General features: G+C 67.4%; 10 protein-coding genes, 1 tRNA gene and 1 other RNA gene. 7 read left to right on the forward strand and 5 right to left on the reverse strand.

What is annotated here, in order from left to right; genetic code table 11:
* Positions 1–122 precede the first annotated feature (122 nt).
* Positions 123–598: RNase P RNA component class A (gene rnpB / locus VM054_02535), an RNA gene on the forward strand.
* Between the two features lie 55 nt (positions 599–653).
* Here rnpB and VM054_02540 read toward each other — a convergent pair.
* Both VM054_02540 and VM054_02545 read right to left on the reverse strand, forming a co-directional pair.
* Positions 654–1,628, reverse strand: coding sequence for a DUF4097 family beta strand repeat-containing protein (locus VM054_02540; GenBank protein ID HUT97940.1), 975 nt, complete (start codon positions 1,626–1,628; stop codon positions 654–656).
* 133 nt (positions 1,629–1,761) lie between these two features.
* Complete coding sequence (locus VM054_02545; GenBank protein HUT97941.1) at positions 1,762–3,402, reverse strand: hypothetical protein; 1,641 nt, start codon at positions 3,400–3,402, stop codon at positions 1,762–1,764.
* A 119-nt stretch (positions 3,403–3,521) separates the two neighbouring features.
* On the opposite strand from VM054_02545, the gene selB reads away from it, so the two are divergent.
* From selB to VM054_02560, 3 genes are all read left to right on the forward strand, one after another.
* Positions 3,522–5,465, forward strand: coding sequence for a selenocysteine-specific translation elongation factor (gene selB, locus VM054_02550; protein HUT97942.1), 1,944 nt, complete (start codon positions 3,522–3,524; stop codon positions 5,463–5,465).
* Positions 5,466–5,508: 43 nt separating this feature from the next.
* A tRNA-Sec gene (locus VM054_02555) sits at positions 5,509–5,606 on the forward strand.
* Between the two features lie 94 nt (positions 5,607–5,700).
* Positions 5,701–6,351 carry a hypothetical protein gene (locus tag VM054_02560; GenBank protein ID HUT97943.1) on the forward strand — a complete coding sequence of 217 codons (651 nt, stop codon included), beginning with the start codon at positions 5,701–5,703 and terminating at the stop codon, positions 6,349–6,351.
* Between the two features lie 62 nt (positions 6,352–6,413).
* Here VM054_02560 and VM054_02565 read toward each other — a convergent pair whose 3' ends face one another.
* Genes VM054_02565 through VM054_02575 form a run of 3 tightly spaced genes read right to left on the reverse strand, consistent with a single transcriptional unit; the run spans position 6,414 to position 10,955 of the window.
* On the reverse strand, positions 6,414–8,036 hold the full coding sequence (locus VM054_02565; GenBank protein HUT97944.1) for an ABC transporter ATP-binding protein: 1,623 nt from the start codon (positions 8,034–8,036) through the stop codon (positions 6,414–6,416).
* A complete protein-coding gene (locus VM054_02570; protein ID HUT97945.1) occupies positions 8,033–10,267 on the reverse strand; it encodes a lytic transglycosylase domain-containing protein in 2,235 nt (744 codons plus the stop codon). The genes VM054_02565 and VM054_02570 overlap by 4 nt, the downstream gene beginning before the upstream one ends.
* Positions 10,224–10,955, reverse strand: coding sequence for a methyltransferase (locus tag VM054_02575; protein HUT97946.1), 732 nt, complete (start codon positions 10,953–10,955; stop codon positions 10,224–10,226). The genes VM054_02570 and VM054_02575 overlap by 44 nt, the downstream gene beginning before the upstream one ends.
* Positions 10,956–11,105: 150 nt before the next feature.
* Between VM054_02575 and VM054_02580 the strand changes: the two genes are divergently transcribed.
* The 3 genes from VM054_02580 (at position 11,106) to VM054_02590 (ending at position 13,897) form a co-directional block, all read left to right on the forward strand.
* Positions 11,106–11,675: a Fe-S-containing hydro-lyase gene (locus VM054_02580; GenBank protein HUT97947.1), complete on the forward strand. Its 570-nt coding sequence runs from the start codon at positions 11,106–11,108 to the stop codon at positions 11,673–11,675.
* A 79-nt stretch (positions 11,676–11,754) separates the two neighbouring features.
* Positions 11,755–12,552: a TIGR00282 family metallophosphoesterase gene (locus tag VM054_02585; protein ID HUT97948.1), complete on the forward strand. Its 798-nt coding sequence runs from the start codon at positions 11,755–11,757 to the stop codon at positions 12,550–12,552.
* The gene (locus VM054_02590) at positions 12,545–13,897 is read left to right on the forward strand and encodes an FAD-dependent oxidoreductase (protein ID HUT97949.1); all 1,353 of its coding nucleotides are present in this window, start codon (positions 12,545–12,547) and stop codon (positions 13,895–13,897) included. The genes VM054_02585 and VM054_02590 overlap by 8 nt, the downstream gene beginning before the upstream one ends.
* The last annotated feature ends 1 nt before the right edge of the window (position 13,898 follow it).

Raw genomic sequence — 13,898 nt, forward strand, 5'->3', positions numbered from 1 at the left:
CTGAATCGTGCAATTGCCGTAGGACGGGGATTCCTATCCCCGCCGTTTTTTCAAGGTAGCCCCACCCCTAACCCGACGCCTTCACTTGGCGCGGCGCCGTTTTTGTGCTATTTTATCCCCCGCGGGCGGACCGGACGGCCGCGGAGCGAGGGGGCCAAACTGGGGGCTCGGCCTTCAAGTGGCTCATAAAAAACCGTTCCGAGGAAAGTCCGAACTCCGCAGGGCAGGACGCCGGGTAACACCCGGGGCCCGCAAGGGTACGGAAAGTGCAACAGAGAGCAGACCGCCAAAGTCCGAAAAGGAGACAAGGGATTTAAACCCCTTGCCTTCTCGCCGGACCGGCAAGGGTGAAACGGTGGGGTAAGAGCCCACCAGCGGCGGCGGTGACACCGTCGGCTCGGTAAACCCCGTCCGGAGCAAGACCGAATAGGGAACCCCAGAGGTGGCCCGCCTCGCGGCCTAAAGGGCCGGGGTTCCGGGTAGGTCGCTGGAGCCCCTGAGAAATCCGGGACGTAAGATGGATGGCCGTCACCCCGTCGGAGGGGAAACCCGCTCGCACGACGGGGTACAGAATTCGGCTTACAGGTCCGCCCGCAAAATAAAGACCGCCCCCTAAGGCGGTCTTTTGGTCTACGCGCGGTCAATCGAAAACCTCACCGCACGTTGATCTCGATGCTCCCCGAGCCAGCGTCCAGGGTTATCTTCGGCCCCGGGCCCCGGAGCCGAATCTCCCCGCCGCCGTCGCCGTTGAAGGCGTAGGCGTCGGGGTGGTTGGTCGAGGCCACTCCCGAGGAGGTCTCCCCCTCGATGGCCAGCCCCTCGGGGGGAGCGGTCAGGTCGACCGTTATACCCCCCGAGCCGGTGCCGAGGTCGGCGTCGCCGGTGAAGGGGCCGCCGTAGGAGAGGTCAATCCCGCCGCTGCCGGTGTGCAGTTGAACCGTCCCGGCCTGGCCCAGCCCCAAAGCGACCGTTATCCCCCCGCTGCCCGTCTCGGCGCTCACCGGTCCGGCGTGGTCGGGACCGAGCTCGATGTCGATACTGCCGCTGGCGGTCTCGGCCTCCACCGCCCCGGCTACCCGTTTTATCTCCAACCCGCCGCTGGCGGAGCTCACCTTCAACGAACCGCCCACGCCCTCCACCGTTATCCCGCCGCTGGCGGTTTCTATATCCGCGTCACCCGACACGTCGGAGACCTCGATGCCTCCGCTGCCCAGCTCGACCACCGCCGACGCGGCGCCCGAAATGATCAGCCCGCCGCTGCCGTTGGAAACCTCCACGCCCATCCCGCGGGGGAAGCGCACCTCGAGCGCGATGTCGTAGGAAGAGAAGACCCCGGACCGGGCGAACTCCAGCTCGACACTTCCGGTCCCCCGCCGGAAATCGAGCATATCCAGCCACTTGGCGGGCTCCACCAATCCTCCTAAATTCCGTCCCACGGCGATGACGCGGACCGAGTCGCCGTCGTCGCCGATGAGCTCGAGCCCGCCGCTACTCCAGTCGATGGATACCAGGCTCGCGCCGGCGGGGTCGAGCACCACCTCGTGCTGATACCGGGGGTCCACGTCCACTCCCCCGCCGATGAATCCGCAGGCCAGGAAGACCGCCGCGAGAAAAGGAAGCAACCTCATCGAGCCTCCTCGGCTTCCGCCTGAAAAGGGGTACACCCCCTTTGATACACGGGGGACGGAAGCGGTTTCACGCGGCGGATCGGCCGTTCGACAGTCAGTATATTCCTGTCTCCACCGAGGCTTACTCTGTATACTACTCCCCGCGCGGGTCGAAGAAGCCCTCGGGCTTCGCCGGCTCCACCGGCACCGCCCCCCGGGCGATTAAAAGTTCCGCCAGCTCACCCCGGCGGGCGTAGAAGCCCATGTAGAAAGACTCGCCCCCCGGCGGCGTCCCCTCGATGCGATCGGTGACGTCCACCACCAGCGCCTGATAGTCCGCCATCCGGGGGTCCGAGAGGACGAGCTGCTGGGCGAAGGCAAGCCCGGTCCAGGTGTAGTCCGTCGTCGCCCGCCGACCTGCGATCCAGTCCTCGATCTGGTCCCAGGTGCCGGGCAGGGGGCGGATGACTATCAGACCCGGTTCCCGGCGGAACACCGCCTCCGCGTCGCCCACTTCGTGTCCCGGTCGGAATTCGTCCGTACGCGCTCCGTGCAGGGCGACCTCGGCGGTGCACAGCCCGTAGTAATCAATGAGCGGCAGATCGGAGAAATAGCCCAGACGTCCCGCGGCCCCACTCGCCACCCAGGTTCCCGGCGGGACGTTGTCGTGCAGCCAGCAGGAGCTGGCCGGCGTCAGGAGCTCCCGGGGATGCCGGACGTAGGTCGCCGCCGTCAAGGCGAACCAGGCGGCGGTCCAGAGCCCCAGGAAGACGGAGAGCAGAACCGGGAACAGCTTGCGCGGCGCGAGCGCGTCGAACAGATCGTCCAACCCTCCGACCGCCAGCACGACGAGGAGGAGGTACGCGGGCAAGAGAAAACGGTAGTACCCCATCATGTCGCCGCCGACGTACACGGTGAACCCGGTCACCGCCGCCAGGAGAAAAAGGAGCAGACCGGATTCGGGTCGGCCCCAGCGCCGGATCACCATGTAGACCGCCAGGAAGGCCAAAAGGATGATCGGCGTCCCCCACATCCAGTTGAAGACGAACTTGAGGCCGCCCAGGATGTGGGCCAACGACCCCCCGGCCTTGACGATGGCCGGCAACGGCAGGAGGAGACCGTAGTAGAACAGCCGGAACACGAGCTGCGCCAGCGGCAGGCCCAGCGCGGGTATCAAATCCCGCCAATCCGCCCCCGTCTCCGTCTTCCGGTGCCGCATCCAGATATGGTGCGCCGCGAAGAAGAGTGTGTAGGCCAGACCCTCGGTGCGCGTGAGCGCCAGAAGGCCGAGCCAGAGCCCGGTCCAGGGAAAGCGTCCGGGCGGCGCGCGCAGGTAGGAATGGACAGCCGCCAGGAGGAGGGCGCTGAACAAGGCCGTCTCCAGCCCCGACCCGGAGTGGTAGCTCAGCGGGAAGTACAACGCCGCCAGGATCGCCCCGAGCAGGGGGAGGTGGGGCTTCCGCCGGGTCAAACGGTTCAGGATGGACCAGACGAGGATTATGACCAGCGCCCCGGCGACGAGACCCAGAATCACCGCCGCCGTCTCCGCCTCCAACCCGAGCGCCATCCCCCCCGCCACCGACAGCACCCACAGGAGGTTCGTGTACCCCTCGGCCCGCTCTCCGGGGTTGTAAACGAGGCCTTCTCCGCGCACCAGGTTGCGCGAGTAGCGGAACGAGATGTAGGAGTCCTCGGAGACGTAATGGGCGAGATAGGAGTACGCCAGCCACCCGGCCACGATGAGCCCCAGGGCGACGTACATCCAGTTCTTCTTGAGCCATTCCGTCGCCGACATCGGTCCTCCCGTCGGTGGACTTGTCCGTGAAGACCCGTACCCGCATGGAATTATACCGCGTGGATTGTGCCACGGTCCACCGGGTTTTATAATCACCACGGAATCTCAGGAAACGGAAAATGGAAAAAATTCAGCCGACCGCCTCCGCCCTTCCGCTCTTCGGCACCGCCGGGCACGTGGACCACGGCAAGAGCGCCCTGGTAAAGGCGCTCACCGGCACGGACCCCGACCGGCTGCCCGAGGAACGGCAGCGGAAAATCTCCATCCGCCTGGGCTTCGCCTTTCTGGAAACCCCGGCGGGCGAGCTGGCCTTCGTGGACGTGCCGGGTCACGAGCGGCTGGTGCGGGAGATGGTCGCGGGCGCCGTGGGCTTCGAGGCGGTGCTTCTGGTGGTCGCCGCCGACGAGGGGATCATGCCCCAGACCACCGAGCACCTGGACGTGGTGGAGCTGCTGGGCGTCCGGCGCGGCGTGGTGGCCCTGACCAAGGTGGACCTGGTCGAGGACGAGGAGTGGCTGACGCTCCTGGAGGATGATGTCAGGGAAACGCTGTCCCGCACCGGCCTGGCCGGCGCCGGAATCATCCGCACCAGCGCCCGGACGGGCGTCGGCCTCGAGGAGCTGAAACGGGAGCTCATCCGGCTGGCGGAGGAATCGGAGAGGGCGGACGACTCCGGCCGGCCCTTCCGCCTGGCCGCGGACCGGTCCTTCAAGATGGAGGGCTTCGGCGCCGTGGTCACCGGGACGGTCGCCACGGGCGTCCTGCGCACGGGGGATTCGGTGGAGATTCAGCCCGGCGGCGGCTCCGCCCGGATCAGGGGCCTCCAGGTGAACGCCCGGCCCCGGGAGACGGTCACCCCCGGCCTGCGGGCGGCGGTCAACCTCACCGGTCTTCCGAAACGGGGCGTGAAGCGCGGCGACGAAATCGTCACCCCCGGCTGCGTCACCCTCTCCAACCGTTTCGACGCCAAAGTAAGGCTCCTCCCCTCGGCAAACGAGCTGCAGAACCTCGTCCGGTTGAAGCTCCTCAAGGGTACGAGCGAGCTCAACTGCCGGTTGGTCCTTTTGGACCGGGAGAGGCTGAAGCCCGGCGAGGAGTCCCTGGCCCAGATTGAGCTCGATGGGAGCCACCCCGTTTTCTTCGGCGAGAGGTTCATCCTCCGGGTCCCCTCGCCGCCGTTGACCGTCGCGGGGGGGCGGGTGCTCGACCCCCTGTCCCAGAAGCACCGCCGCAAGCGGGCCGGCTACCGGGAGGCGCTCGTCGAGCTTGACGGGGTCGGCCCCCGGGAGGCGCTACCCCTCTGGCTCAAGCACAATCCACTGCCCCGCAAGGACCTTACCACCGCCGAGCTGGCGAAACGGTCGAACCTGCTGCCCCGGGCGGCCGAGGAGGTGCTCCTGCGGCTGGCCGAATCGGGCGGGATTGTCCGGCTCTCGGCCGACCGTTGGTTGCACCCCCGCTGGCGTCACGGCCTGGTGGAGAGCCTGGGCCAGGCGCTGGACAAGGTTCTGGAAAAACGGCTCCCCTTCTGCCGGCTGGACCGGGGCCGCCTGTCCTCCCTCGCCGGGCGGAACGTGGAGGACGGCGCGCTGCGCGACGCGTTGGCCGGGCTCATCGAGACGGGCAGGCTGCGGCCGGTGGGCTCCTCCTACGCCGTTCTCCCGCACGGGGATCCGACCGCCGAGCAGAAGGCGCGCATCGCCGAGGCGAAAAAAGCTCTGGAAGACGCGGAGAACCTCGCTCTCACGGATTTCGTGAACCTCCACCCCGACACCGTGCTGGACCTGGCGCATTATTTGGAAGCCACAGGTGATGCGGTTTTCGTCGGCGAGACCCACCTCTGGCCGGCGGGGCGCTACGAGGAGCTGCGCCGGACGGCGATTTCCATGCTCAAGGAATCGGGGACCCTGCGGGTGGTCGAGTACAAAGAGCGCGCCGGACTCTCGCGCAAGACGGCCACCCTCCTGTTGGACCATTTCCACGAGCGGGGTCTGACCAAGCGCGAGTCGGGCACCCACGTGCTCCTGGACGAGGGCGCGGCGAAGGCCGCCCCCCTGGTTTGACCCTTGGCCCGCGCCGCGGTCGGTGGTAGAATAGCGCCGTCGGGGAAGCTGGCAGGTATCTGGTGAGCCTCGCGGACTTCAAATCCGTTGTGGGGCCCTAACCCGGTCCCAGGTGGGTTCGATTCCCACCAGCTTCCCCCAGAAAGTGAAAGGGCCGCCGGCCCTTTTTTTCATCGAAGGTTGACGGAAGGCGGGGATTGGGCTACATTATATTCGAAGGGAAAGAAGGTGGACGATGAAAAACGTATTGCAGGCAGTGGTGTTGATTCTAATAATTTTAGCTTTTTCAGCATCTTCTGGAGACATCCTTCTAACCACACAAATCCCGTCCCAACCTGATTTGGATACACTGTGGGCATACGAATTCCTCTATAGTGAGGATTTGGATGCTGTCGGCTCATGTGAAGACTATCATTCGACGGATGATTTTCAAGTTGGTGATGCTACGTTAAAAGGATTTGAGTGTTGGTGTGTTTATAGTGTTGGAGGCCCTGTTTACTCATTTTTACTCACGATATATGAAAACAACAACGGACATCCCGGAAACACAAACTGGTCAGCTCATGTCACTAATGTGACGTTTACAGATACTGGATATGAAGATCCACACATACCTGGAGCTCCAATTTTTCATTGTGAAATGCTGCTCGATGAACAAGATTACTTGTATTTACCCGAATATGAAACATACTGGTCAGAAATATACCAGGAGGAGTTGACTTACTTCAATTGGACATGTGACGGGTACTACGATGGAAATCTACACCAGGACACGGGCCACGGTTTTGAAGATACTCATCTCAACTCCTTCTTCGTCGTAAAGGGCAACTGGGGTTCTTCCGTCGAGGAAACCTCCTGGGGGGAAATAAAGGCCACATACGAGTAGCCGTTTAAACCGTGATAAAAGCCTCCCCATTCGAGGAGGCTTTCTTATATTCACCGATAAATTTAAAGCTCGGCCATCCCCCCCGCGTCCAGCCGCAGCCTTCTATCCGCCAGGGCGCCCACCCGCTCACGGTGGCTGATGACCAGCACCGCCGCCCCGGGCAGCCTCCGCCGCACCACTTCGATCAACTTCCGCTCCAGCTCCGCGTCCACGTAGCTGGTGGTCTCGTCGAGGATCAAAAGCTCGGGCCGGTGGTAAAGCGCCCGGGCCAGGGCCAGCCGCCGCCGTTCGCCGCCCGAAAGCTCCGGCGCGCCCGAGGTCAGCTCCCGGTCGAAATCCCCCAGGCCGACCTCGCGCAGGAGCCCGCCGATTTCCGCATCGCCGACTTCATCGGGATAGGCCACGGCTTCTTCGAGCGTACCCGGCAAAAACTCCGGCTCCTGGTCCACCAGCGCGGTTTTCAGGCGCCAGGGGCCGAGGCCGTAATCGGAGAGCGGCTTACCGTCCAGGAGCAGACGCCCCCCCGTCGGCTCGTACAGGCGGCACAGAACCCGCGCCAGGGTGGTCTTCCCCGCCCCCGAGGGTCCGGCGAGGTGGATGAACTCCCCCCGCCGCAGCCCGATGTCCACGCCCTGAAAAACATCGGCCCCGTCGGGATAGGAGAAGGCCAGACCCCTGGCCTCCAGGACGCGCCACTCCGGCGGCTCCGGCCCGTCAAGAATCTCGTCGGCCGTCCGCCAGAGCTTCACCAGGCGGTCCTGCATCGCCAGGGTGCCCTGCGCGCCCCCGGCGGCGTCTATAATCCCCTTGATCGCTCCCAGGAGCCAGACCGTGGCCACCGCCGCCGAGCCCAGTCCGCCCAGGCTCAACCCCTGCGCGCCGAGGAGGTCCACCCCCAGCCAGAATGCCGCCCCGATGGCGCAGGCCGCGAAAATTTCCCCCAGCGGGCCGGCGAGGAAGTGGAACTTCGCCTGGCGGAGCATCCCCCGCCGCCGCCGCTCGCCCGAATCGGCGAAAGCGCGAAATTCGGAACCCTGCGCCCCGGTGCCACGCACCAGCCGGGGGGCGCGGGTGGCGTCCACCGACCGGCTCCAATATTCCTGGTTCTCGGCGTAGAAGTCGCTGCTCGCCCGCCGCATCCGGCGCAGCAGGAATTGCAGCGGCAACAGGAAGATTGGGACGGCCGCCGCCACCACCGCCGCCAGCCGCCAGTCCAACACCAGGAGGTAAACCCACAGCCCCGCGGCCTGGAGGAGGGAGATAATCAGGGTGCCGTAGAGCTCGACCACCCCGTGGGCGTAGAGGTCGCAATCGTAGAAGAGGGAGTTCGCCGCCTCGCCGGCCCCCACGGCGTCCAGGAGCGGGATTTTCAGGAGCTTGGCGAAGGTCCGGCGCTCCAGGGCCAGATGGATGCGGGAGCCGAGGCCGAGGGAGAGGTACTGGACGAAGACGCCGTACCCCGAGCGGACGAGGAACAGGCCGATTAAAAAGATCGGGATGAGCGCCTGCAACCCGCCGGCCTGGGCCAGGAAGCGGTCCACGCCGTAGCCCACGGCCCACGCCAGAAAGACGCCCAGCCCCACCTGGGGCAGCCCCAGAAGGTTCAGGCCCGCCAGGCGCAGACGCCAGGGTCGCAGCACCTCCAGCGCCAATTTCAAACCGCCGCTGTCACGCTTCCGGCTCATCCGTCCCCGTAGAGCTGTCGGTAGCGGTAGTAACTCCCCACCACCCGGATGATGTAGCGCCGCGTCTCGTCGAAGGGCTTGAGTAATAACCAAACATCGGGGGGCAGCGTCTCGAAAGACGCGACCCAGTGGCGCGCGTTGCCCGGTCCGGCGTTGTATCCGGCCAGCGCCAGGGCCAGGTTGCCGTGGAAGCGGTCGAGCATCTTCGACAGGTAGGCCGCCCCCAACAGAAGTGAGTCACCCGGGTCGCGCAGGTCGTAATTTTCCAATTTCAGCTCCGCGGCCAGCATCGCCGCGGTGGCCGGCATCTTCTGCATCAGGCCCACCGCCCCGGCGCCGGAGACGGCCCGCGGATCGAAGCGGCTCTCCTCGCGGGCCAGGGCCAACAGGAGCAGCGGGTCAACCCCAAAGGCCTCACCCGCCTTTTCGGCGTCCTCGAGGTACGTCAGCGGGTAGGCGAGGGAGAGGACCCACAGGCCCCCGGGCTCGTTACCGGCCAGGGCGCGGGAGGCGTACTCGATTTCGGGGCGGACGTCGTAATCGCCCACCTCGTAGCCGCGCCGGGCGCATGCCAGAGCCAGCCACGCGTCGGCCTCGGAATCGTCGCGGCGGTAACGGGCGAGGGCCCCGGCGTAGGCGTTGAAGAGGTCGTCGTCCGCCGCACTCGCGAGCGCCATGAGCAGATTCAGCTCCTCGTCTCCGGGTCGGGAGTACAGGAGGTCGGTGAGGTCGCCGCGCGGGGCGAACCCTTCCGGTTCGGGCGCGAGCCACCACTCGGCGCCGCGGACGGGAAGCTCGTAGAAGGGGTAAGCCCAGTTGTAGGCCGGCGGCACCGAACCGCCTCCGGCCAGCTCCTCCATCCTCGGCCGCCAGTACTCCACATGGTGGCGGTAGTCGGGGTCGTCTCCGACCTGGGCGAAGGCCTCCGCCGCCGGGGCCCACTCCCCCTCATCCGCGCGGATGACGGCCAGCCGCCATGCGGCGCGCGCCCGCTCCTTGCCGGTCAAACCCCCGGCCAGCGCGTCGGCATACAACCGGGCGGCCTCCCCGGGCGCGGTCGTACGCCGCAGGTTGGCCCGGTAGAAATCGGCCTTGGCCCGGGCGACATCCGCGTCCCGCTCGAGGTAGGTCCCGGCCAGTTCCGGCGGGACCGTCGTCCCGGTCACGCGGGACCAGTGCTCCTCCGCCGCCTCGCGTCGGTCCCGCCCGAGCTCGGTCACCCCGGCGTAGAGGCGGGCCAGACCGGCATACGACGGGTCGTCGAACAGTTCGGCGTACTGGGCCAGCGCCTGGCGCGGACGGCCGATGGCGTGCTCGTACTCACCCTTGAGGAGATAGACCGCCGGCGAGAGGGTGATCCCGTCAATCGCCCTCGCCGCGAACCCCGTATTCCCCACCTCCAGCGCCAGGGCCGCCAGGCGGGGCAGTTCTTCGAGGCAACGCTTCAGGTCGCCGAGGAAGGCGAAGGCCTCCTTCGGGGCGTAGATGGCCAGCTCCCAGGCCGTGTCGCGCGAATCCAGGGGCTGCCTGGCCTGGATGAGCCACACGGTCAGGTCTATCCAGGGCGGCGAAGCGATCTCCGCCTCGCCCCGCAGGCGCTCAAGCTCGTTGGCGAGCCCCCATCCGCCGCCGGCGTCGCGCACCGCGGCGAGGTATTGCGGTAAAATCAGTGGACGCAGCGCGGGAGTCGCGAAACGCCAGGCCTTCTCCAGGGCCGACCGGCGCAGTTCGGTCTCGTCGTAGCCGTCGAGCTCCCCGGCGCGCACCAGGGCGGCGACGGAACCCAGGGCGCCCTCGCCGACCGATTCCAGCCTCGCCAGCCCCTCATCTGAAAAACCTTCCGCTAAAAGAGCGATGCCGTAGCCGAGCTCCAGGACGGGGTCCTCCCCCGTCGGGGGGACTCTATCCGGGATGAGGCGCACCTTGCCGGACACGGCCAGGCGGACCCGCTGCAACCGCGCCGGGGCGTAGTCCAGGCCGGCAAGGAACCCGTCGGCCAGGGACGGGTCCCCATCGAAGAGGGCCAACTGGGCCTCGGCGTACACGCGCTCGGGGGAATTCTCCGGTAAGTCCGCCACCGATTCACGCGCGCGCTCGGGCGAGCCGGCGGCGAGGTACTCCACCGGCCCCGGCGCCGGAAAAGGCTCGGCCAGACCCCGGAGCCCCTCGTGCGGGCCACAGGCCAGGCTAAGGGCGAGCGGGACGCCCGTCAAGAATTTTGACCATCTCATCGGTGTACGCACCGTCGGCCCCGTGGGTGAAAAGGGGAGGAAGAACCTCGAGCTCGACCCCGCCTCCCTTCGTCGCTTCGAGGAGGACCAGCCGCGCCGGTCGGTCCGGACCGGGGTGGACCAGGCGCATCCGCTTGGGTTCCAGCAGCCTCGACCGGAGATCCGCCACGAGCTCGGCCAGCCGCCGGGCCGAGTAAATCAGGGTGAGCGTGCCGCCGTCGGCGAGGAGCAGCCGCGCCGCGTCGAGGAAGTCGCCCAGCCCGCCGAAAACCTCCCGCCTCGCGGCGTCCCGGGTCGCATCCGGGCTCCGTCGGCCGTCGGAGCGGGCGCGGTAGGGCGGGTTTGCGATGACGCGATCGAAGCGGCCGGGTTCGCCGAGCTCCTCACGGCGGCGCAGGTCGCCGGTTTGAACCGCGAGTGGAAAACCACCCGTCCGCGCGTTCAGCTCTGCGAGCACGGCCAGGTCGCGCTGGATTTCAATCCCCCAGGCCGCGGGGCATTTTGCCAGGTACAGGGCGGCCAGGGACGCCGCCCCGTTACCCAGTCCCAGTTCGGCGACAGGTCCGTCGCCGGGGGCGAGGAAATCCGCCAACAGAACGGCGTCCACGCCGGTCCGCGGACCGGCGCTCGGCTGGATGAGGGTCAGGCCGCCGTGGAAAAGGGTGTATGTCTCGACGGAGTCCGTCATCCCCCGGCCCCGAAGCGCAAAACGGTTCCGGGTTGGATTGTAGCAACGCGACCCCCGCCCGGCAAGGCCGGTGAACCCTTTGACGGCGAAGACGCCGCTGTGCTAAGCTCACTCCGCTTCGAGTAAACTCATAAAACTCTTCGGAGGATGATGAGCGACGGAACGATCGAGCTGACGACCCCGCTGACCGAGAAAACGGTCCGCGGCCTGCGGGCCGGTGACCGGGTCCGTCTCTCCGGAATCGTCTACACCGGCCGGGACGCCGCCCACGCCCGTCTGGTCGAGCTTCTGGAAAAGGGAGGGGAGCTGCCGTTCCCGCCCGAGGGGGCCGTCATCTACTACGTGGGGCCCGCGCCGGCCAAACCGCCGCGCCCCATCGGCTCCGCCGGCCCGACAACATCCTACAGGATGGATTCCTACACCCCGCCGCTGCTGAAGGTCGGGGTGCGGGGGATGATCGGCAAGGGGCTGCGCGGGGATAACGTCGTCGAGGCGATGAAGAAGCACGGCGCCGTGTACTTCGCCGCCATCGGCGGGGCCGCCGCGCTCATCTCCAAGTCCATCCTCTCCGCCGAGGTCATCGCCTACGAAGACCTCGGCCCCGAGGCCATCCGCCGCCTCGAGGTCCGGGACTTCCCCCTGGTCGTAGCCCAGGACTCCCACGGGCGCAGCGCCTACGAGGACGGTAAACGGGAGTACCGCTCCATCGAGTCGGCCTGAGCCCCCGACCCCCGAACGCACCCGACCCGGGACCCGGCGACGGGTCCCGCGATCGTACCGCACCCCGCGGAGGAATCCCTTGGCCCGCTTCCTGTTCCTCGGCGACGTCATGGGCCGGCCGGGACGACGGGCGTTGAGAACGCACCTGCCGGAAATCCTCGCCGAATATGCCCCCGACCTCATCATCGCCAACGTTGAGAACGCCGCCGGCGGGGCCGGCATCAGCCGAAAACCCCTGAACGAGCTCAAGGGGCTGGGGATAGACGTCTTCACCTCGGGCAACCACATCTGGGACAACCGCGAGGCCTACCCGCTCCTGGAGACCGAACCGTTCCTCCTGCGACCAGCCAACTACCCGCCGGGGGTGCCGGGGAGGGGCGTCGCGGTGCGCGTGCCGGCGGACGGACGCGCCGGAATCGGCGTCATCAACCTCCAGGGGCGCGTGTTCATGCGCGAGATTGACTGCCCCTTCCGCACGGCCGACAGGGAGATCGAAGCCCTGAACGATTCCGGCGTGAACGCCATCCTCGTGGACTTCCACGCCGAGGCCACCAGCGAGAAGGAAGCGCTGGGGCGGTATCTCGACGGTCGCGTGACCGCCGTCATCGGCACCCACACCCACGTCCAGACCGCCGACGGGCGCGTCCTCCCCGGCGGGACCGCCTACCTCTCCGACGCCGGGATGTGCGGCCCCACCGGAGGCGTCATCGGGGTGAAGACCGAGAGCGTGATGGGCCGTTTTTTGAACGCCCTCCCCTTCCGCGCCGAGCCGGCCGAGGGACCGGTCGCCCTCCGGGGCTGCGTGGTGGATTTCGATGAAAAAACCGGGCGCGCCCTCGCCATCGAAACCGTCAACCGCGAGGACGACGATGGGTAGGCGGATTCTGGTCGTGGGGGGGAACGCCGCGGGGCTCTCCGCCGCCGCCCGGGCCAAGCGCGAGGATCCCCGCGCCGAGGTCACGGTCCTCGAGGCCACCGAAACCCCCAGCGTCTCCAACTGCAACTTTTCCTACGTCCTCTCGGGCCGGGTCGAAAAACTCACCCGGGTGCTGTCGCATCCGCCAAAATATTTTACCGAGCGCGGGGTTGACCTGCGCACCGGCGTGACCGTAACGGAAATTGACCCGATCCGGCGCCGGGTGGGAACGGAATCGGCGGGCGGCGCCGGCGAGGAGGCCTACGACAAGCTGGTTTACTGCGCCGGTTCCCGCGCCCGAAGGCTGGACGTGCCGGGGAGGACCGGCAAGGGCGTCACGGCGCTCCACTCCTACGCCGACATGGAAAAGCTCGTCGGCGGGCTGGAGGGGAAAAGCGGGGTGGCGGTCATCGGCGGCGGTTTTGGCGGAATGTCGGTGGCCGCGGCCCTGGCGGAGAAGAGAAATGTCGCCCTGATTTTCGTCGAGGATTCACCCGTCCCGGGCCTGAACGGGGAGCTGTCGGAGGTCGTCAGGACCCACCTGGAGGGCCGGGGCGTCCGTCTGCTGCCCGGGAATCGGGTTCAGGGGTATCTGCGCGACGGCGCCGGAAGGCTGGCCGGGGTGGAGACCGACGGGGAAATCGTCAACTGTGAGTACGCCGTCGAGCTCCTGGGCGTAATTCCCAACGTGGAGCCGCTCGGCGGGAGGCTGGAGCTCGACGCGGCCGGTGGAGCGGTGAAGGTGGACGGCCGACAGTGCACCTCCGATGACGGCGTCTTCGCCGCGGGGGACTGCGCCACGGTGCGCCACGCCCTCCTGCCGGGGCACCGCTACATCCCCAACGGCGCGCTGGCCAACCGGTGCGGCCGGACGGCCGGGTGCAACGCCGCGGGCGGTTTTTCGAAAAGCGCCCCCGCCCTGGGCACCCGCGCCACCGAGCTCTACGGCCTGGAGCTGGCCCAGACGGGGCTGTCACTTGCCGAGGCGAGGGACGCGGGTTACCACGCCGTCGAGACCGTCGTCCAGACGCCGCTCCACGCCACCTTCCACCTCCCCCGGGCCCTTATAGCCTGCTCCGCCGTGGCCGAGCGGGGAACGGGACGGATTCTCGGCGTGCGCCTGGCCGGCCCTTACGGGGCGAATTTACGGATAAACGCCGCCGCCACCGTCATCGCCGCCGGGATGGACGCCGAGAACGCCTGCGGTCTGGACTACGCCTACCACCCCCACTCGTCGCCGGTCTGGGATCCGCTCCTGGTGCTCTTCCGCCAGACGGTCAAGACGCTGAGCGGCCGTGAGGAGTAGC

The organism is bacterium (assembly GCA_035528375.1).
Taxonomy (GTDB): Bacteria; RBG-13-66-14; RBG-13-66-14; order RBG-13-66-14; family RBG-13-66-14; genus RBG-13-66-14.

Excerpts from the sequence above, each read along its gene's own strand:
- VM054_02540 (HUT97940.1), bottom strand. The coding sequence starts at position 1,628 with ATGAGGTTGCTTCCTTTTCTCGCGGCGGTCTTCCTGGCCTGCGGATTC.
- VM054_02545 (HUT97941.1), bottom strand. The coding sequence starts at position 3,402 with ATGTCGGCGACGGAATGGCTCAAGAAGAACTGGATGTACGTCGCCCTG.
- selB (HUT97942.1), top strand. The coding sequence starts at position 3,522 with ATGGAAAAAATTCAGCCGACCGCCTCCGCCCTTCCGCTCTTCGGCACC.
- VM054_02560 (HUT97943.1), top strand. The coding sequence starts at position 5,701 with ATGAAAAACGTATTGCAGGCAGTGGTGTTGATTCTAATAATTTTAGCT.
- VM054_02565 (HUT97944.1), bottom strand. The coding sequence starts at position 8,036 with ATGAGCCGGAAGCGTGACAGCGGCGGTTTGAAATTGGCGCTGGAGGTG.
- VM054_02570 (HUT97945.1), bottom strand. The coding sequence starts at position 10,267 with ATGAGATGGTCAAAATTCTTGACGGGCGTCCCGCTCGCCCTTAGCCTG.
- VM054_02575 (HUT97946.1), bottom strand. The coding sequence starts at position 10,955 with ATGACGGACTCCGTCGAGACATACACCCTTTTCCACGGCGGCCTGACC.
- VM054_02580 (HUT97947.1), top strand. The coding sequence starts at position 11,106 with ATGAGCGACGGAACGATCGAGCTGACGACCCCGCTGACCGAGAAAACG.
- VM054_02590 (HUT97949.1), top strand. The coding sequence starts at position 12,545 with ATGGGTAGGCGGATTCTGGTCGTGGGGGGGAACGCCGCGGGGCTCTCC.